This is a genomic window from Microbacterium umsixpiens, assembly GCF_053543675.1.
Genome location: NZ_JBLVOH010000019.1, coordinates 10092 through 15103, shown reverse-complemented (window position 1 = coordinate 15103; position 5012 = coordinate 10092). Strand labels below are relative to the sequence as shown.

5 protein-coding genes are annotated in these 5012 nt (G+C 65.5%); 4 read left to right on the top strand and 1 reads right to left on the bottom strand.

Translation table 11 applies throughout. The annotated features are described in order from the left end of the window. Window positions 1–280, bottom strand: a 280-nt coding sequence (locus ACNPM4_RS01765; protein ID WP_448984493.1) for a hypothetical protein, incomplete at its 3' end; no start/stop codon positions are given. A gap of 1007 nt (window positions 281–1287) precedes the next feature. Here ACNPM4_RS01765 and ACNPM4_RS01760 point away from each other — a divergent pair. From ACNPM4_RS01760 to ACNPM4_RS01745, 4 genes are all read left to right on the top strand, one after another. Then, window positions 1288–2163, top strand: a complete 876-nt coding sequence (locus ACNPM4_RS01760) for a ParA family protein (protein WP_448984492.1) — start codon at window positions 1288–1290, stop codon at window positions 2161–2163. Further along, a complete protein-coding gene (locus ACNPM4_RS01755; protein ID WP_448984491.1) occupies window positions 2163–3134 on the top strand; it encodes a ParB/RepB/Spo0J family partition protein in 972 nt (323 codons plus the stop codon). The genes ACNPM4_RS01760 and ACNPM4_RS01755 overlap by 1 nt, the downstream gene beginning before the upstream one ends. Window positions 3135–3197: 63 nt before the next feature. Continuing rightward, entirely contained in the window at window positions 3198–4646 is a 1449-nt protein-coding gene (locus tag ACNPM4_RS01750) for a sugar porter family MFS transporter (protein ID WP_448984490.1), read from the top strand. 9 nt (window positions 4647–4655) lie between these two features. After that, window positions 4656–4991, top strand: coding sequence for a tryptophan synthase subunit alpha (locus tag ACNPM4_RS01745; RefSeq protein WP_448984489.1), 336 nt, complete (start codon window positions 4656–4658; stop codon window positions 4989–4991). The last annotated feature ends 21 nt before the right edge of the window (window positions 4992–5012 follow it).

Genomic DNA, 5012 nt, shown 5'->3' with positions numbered 1-5012 from the left:
AACCCCCCCGCTTCTTCGTATCGGGGTAGTCGCGGCGCATCGATGTTTCACGTGAAACACCGCGATAGCTGTAGCTGGCGAAGCCTTCTCGCGTGCACGCCTGGTGGACGCCGGATGTCGTGCGGGAGAAACCCGGTGTGCATTCGGTCGCCCGTGGGGACTTCACGCAGTCGACCGTGGTCTTCCCTGCGAGTAGGAAGGAGTTCGCGGCTGAGATGGTGACGGTGCACGGAGTGCTGCCCATCGACGCGACGCATACCTGCAGACCCGGGATCGCCATGCGCGGTGTTTCACGTGAAACGGGCGACCGGTCCTACGGAGGAGGTTCTCCTCTTCTGCCGCGTACCCGTATATCGATGGCGGGTATGACGAACGGGGGAGGCGTCGTGATGGCTGTGAAGGCTGCGGTTCCGGGAGGTAGTGCTCTGTGAGGACCGGGGTGGCTCCCGCTGGTCTGGGCGCTGTTCCCCTCGGCCTCGTCTCGATCGGTCGCGACCCACTCGTCGTGAGCTTCACCGGTGCTGGTCGGAAGGCGGCGCCGGAACGAGCGGTGATGCCGGCGTGGGGACGGTACGTCTGTGAAGTCGGAGGAACGGCCCACGGTGTCGATAGCACGGCGAGTTCAGAGGGACCCCCTGCGAGGTGCCGCGGTTCTCCTCTGCCTCAGCGTGGTGCCGGAGGCGGACGTGGGCGATGTTTCACGTGAAACGTAGCTCTGCGGGGTCGTCTGCCCCGACGGAACGGGTATGGCGTACGAGGGTGCAGCTACCCGCTGCGGTTCAGACACCGCAGTGTCGCCGTGCTGGTGGGCGCGGGTGGGGGAGTGGTTGCCGTCATTGTCGTGCGCGGCGCGCTCGCACAGCTTCGCTCCAGTCTCTGCACCACACATGTCGAGCCCGCTGCCCGGGTGGCTTCGGACTATCGTCACTCCTTCCGCCGCATCAGTTGTCCGGTGCGGGTGGCTGACTAGGCCCTCCCAGCCGACCAGGTTGCTCTTGAGGGTTGTCGGCCCCCGTGCCCGCCTCTTGAGGAGAGTGAGCCCGTCATCGTTTCACGTGAAACGTCGATCCAGGTGCGTGGTGCGGAGAGCATGGATCCCGTCTCGCCCGGTCGCGGTGCCCATCAAAAGCGAGCTGTGCGGGCTCGCTTCCTGCGGGATCGGAGGCCCGTCGTGGGCTCGCGTAAGCCGGTGTCGCCCGCAGCGATTAGAGTGGAACGCGGCCCCGAAAGGAGTGGATGTTTCACGTGAAACAATCCGAGAAGACATCGACGAACGAATCGTTCGGGATGGATACACCGCTCGCGCGGGAGATTGCCGACCTTTCGGCCCGGAGGCGCGCGCTGGAGGCCGCATCGGTCGAGTTCACCGGTGAGACGCGCGTCCTGACGGTGTCGAACCAGAAGGGCGGCGTGGGGAAGACCACGACGGCCGTGAACATCGCCTCCGCACTCGCGGGCCTGGGGGCGAAGGTCCTGGTCATCGACCTCGACCCGCAGGGCAATGCGTCGACCGCGCTCGGTGTTCCGCACAGCGCCGACATCCCCAGTGTCTACGACGTGCTCATCGAGGAGTTCCCCCTCGCCGACATCGTCCAGCCCAGTCCCGAAGATCCCAATCTCTTCTGCGCGCCCAGCACGATCCACCTTGCAGGGGCGGAGATCGAGCTCGTCGCACAGGTGGCCCGCGAACACCGGTTGCGCCGCGCGCTCGTGGACTACCTCGCCGACAATCCGATGGACTTCGTGATCATCGACTGCCCGCCGTCGCTGGGGCTCCTCACGATCAACGCCTTCACGGCCGCATCCGAGGTTTTCATCCCGATCCAGTGCGAGTACTACGCGCTGGAAGGACTGAGCCAGTTGCTCGGCAGTATCCAGATGATCCAGAAGCATCTGAATCCCGACCTGCATCTCTCCACCATCCTGCTCACGATGTTCGACGGCCGCACCCGCCTCGCCCAGCAGGTCGCTGAAGAGGTGCGCACGCACTTCCCGGAGCAGGTGCTGGAGACGGTGATTCCGCGCTCGGTCCGTGTATCCGAAGCGCCGAGCTTCGGACAGACCGTGATCGCCTATGACGGACAATCCGCCGGCGCCATCGCCTACCGCGAGGCCGCTGTCGAGATCGCATCGCGGACCGCGACGCAGAGCAAGGAGAAATGATGGCCAAGCGCACTGGACTGGGTCGGGGTATCGGGGCCCTGATCCCCACGGCTGATCAGGCGGAGCGTCCCGTCGATGTGTTCTTCCCCGGTGCGAGTCTGCGGCCGGCTGCCGCGGAGGCGACGGTCGGGCCGGATGCCGAGGCCCCGGCGCTGGAAGAGGTCCCGGGGATCCACCTGGTCCAGGTCGACCCGAACGCGATCGTCCCGAACCCGCGCCAGCCGCGGACGCACTTCAACCCGGAAGACCTCGCGGAGCTGGTGCACAGCGTGCGCGAGTTCGGCGTGCTGCAGCCCGTGGTCGTGCGCAAGAACACCGAGGGCGAGTACGAGTTGATCATGGGGGAGCGGCGCACCCGCGCCGCTCGTGAGGCAGGACTCGAGACGATCCCGGCCATCGTCCGCGAGACGGCCGATGAGGATCTCCTCCGCGATGCCCTGCTGGAGAACCTCCACCGGTCCGAGCTCAATCCGCTGGAAGAAGCATCTGCGTACCAGCAGCTTCTGGAGGACTTCGGCATCACTCAGGAGGAGCTGGCCACGCGCATCGGCCGCTCGCGGCCCCAGATCAGCAACACGATCCGGCTCCTGAAGCTGCCCGTCACCGTGCAGCAGCGCGTCGCTGCCGGCGTGCTGACCGCCGGCCACGCCCGCGCGATCCTCAGTCTCGAGAATCCCGAATCGATGCAGCGCCTCGCCGACAAGGTCGTGAACGAAGACCTCTCCGTGCGCGCCACGGAAGAGGCTGCGAAGTCGCAGCCGTCGGCCGGCAAGACGACGAAAGCGACTCCCGGAGCACGGCGGGCATACCTCGACGAGGTCGCCGGAAAGCTCGGTGACCGGCTGAACACTCGCGTCAAGATCGCACTCGGTGCACGAAAAGGCCAGGTCACGATCGATTTCGCTTCGATTCAGGATCTCAATCGAATTCTCGAGGAGCTCGGCGAGAGCGGCTACGGCTCCGCCAGGTAACACCCACCGTCGTCCGCCCTTCATCTAGACTCGCGTCATCTCGACGTCGAGGGGGAGTCAGTCATGTCCAGAGCAACAGGTCCAGCCGCCATCAAGCGCCGTGTGATCGGGGTCAGTATCGCGGCGGCGTTGGGTGGATTCCTCTTCGGGTTCGACACCGCCGTGATCAACGGTGCCGTTGATGCCTTGGCCGGCGATGTCTCCGGGTTCGACCTCGGAGCCGCGCTGAAGGGATTCGCGGTCTCTTCAGCGCTCATCGGGTGCGCGATCGGAGCGTGGTTCGCGGGACTCGTCTCGAACAGATACGGACGCATTCCGGTCATGGTCGCCGCGGCCGTGCTCTTCTTCGTCTCGGCGATCGGATCGGGCCTCGCCTTCGGTGTGATCGATCTGATCTTCTGGCGTGTGGTCGGAGGACTGGGTGTCGGTGCGGCCTCGGTGATCGCCCCCGCGTACATTGCCGAAGTATCGCCCGCAGCCGTCCGTGGACGTCTGGGATCCCTGCAGCAGTTGGCCATCGTCACCGGAATCTTCGCTGCCCTCCTGTCGGATGCTCTGCTGGCCAATATCGCCGGCGCCGCAGACCAGCCGCTCTGGGGACTCACCGCCTGGCGATGGATGTTCATCGTCGAAGCCATTCCGGCACTCGTGTACGGGATCATGGCGCTACGACTCCCCGAATCCCCGCGCTACCTGGTGCGAAAGGGGGAGCTGAAACGGGCGGAGGAGGTTCTCCAGACCGTCACGGGGACGATTGACGTCGACGCGAAGATCTCCGAGATCACGGGGACCATCGACACCGAGCGCGCTGAGTCCCTGCGAGACCTTCGGGGCAACAGGTTCGGACTGAAGCCGATCGTCTGGATCGGCATCCTGCTCTCGGTATTCCAGCAGTTCGTCGGCATCAATGTGATCTTCTACTACTCGACGACCCTGTGGCAGTCGGTCGGATTCGATGAGTCGAGCGCCCTGCTCACCTCCGTCATCACGTCGGTGACGAACATCGTCGTGACGATCGTGGCGATCCTGCTGGTCGACAGGATCGGGCGGCGCATCATGCTCCTCGTGGGTTCCGTCGGTATGACGGTGACGCTGGGACTGATGGCGGTCGCGTTCTCGTTCGGCACGCTCGACGCTCAGGGGACGGCGACGCTTCCGGACCCGTGGGCGACCGTCGCCCTGGTCTGCGCGAACGGCTTCGTGGTCTTCTTCGGCGCGAGCTGGGGTCCGCTGGTCTGGGTGCTGCTGGGCGAGATCTTCCCGAACTCCATCCGCGCCGGTGCTCTCGCGGTGGCTGCGGCAGCACAGTGGGTCGCGAACTTCTTCATCTCGACCACGTTCCCGGCCTTCGCCGAGATCGGACTCACGTTCGCCTACGGCTTCTACGCGTTCTTCGCCCTCCTGTCGTTCTTCTTCGTGTTCTTCAAGGTTCCCGAGACCAAGGGCAAGGAGCTCGAGGAGATGACCGAGAACATGAAGGTCGTGCGACGCGGGGGTCCGCAGCAGACGTAGGCTGGATGTATGACCGAGTCCGTACAGCGCCGCGCCAGCCTGGAAGTGCTGCGCGCGGAGGCGGCAGACGAGCTCGCGGTCCTCATCCAGGAGCGACTCCTCGGCGGGGAGGACCCCTGGGAGTTCATGGAGGAGCTGCCGAGCGTCGACGAGCTGGTCGTCTACCTCCTGCGCGCCGACAACATCAACGCGAACGACGGAGTGCGCCCGAACGCCGCTCGGCACTACCGTGTGCTGCGTCAGATCGCCCTCGAGTACCCCGAGCTCACTTCGGCCGTCTGGGGGCTTCTCGACGAGAAGCAGCGCCACCGACGCTGGGACCCCAGCGTCGCCGCCGCCTCCTGACCGCCTGAGGACACGAAAAGG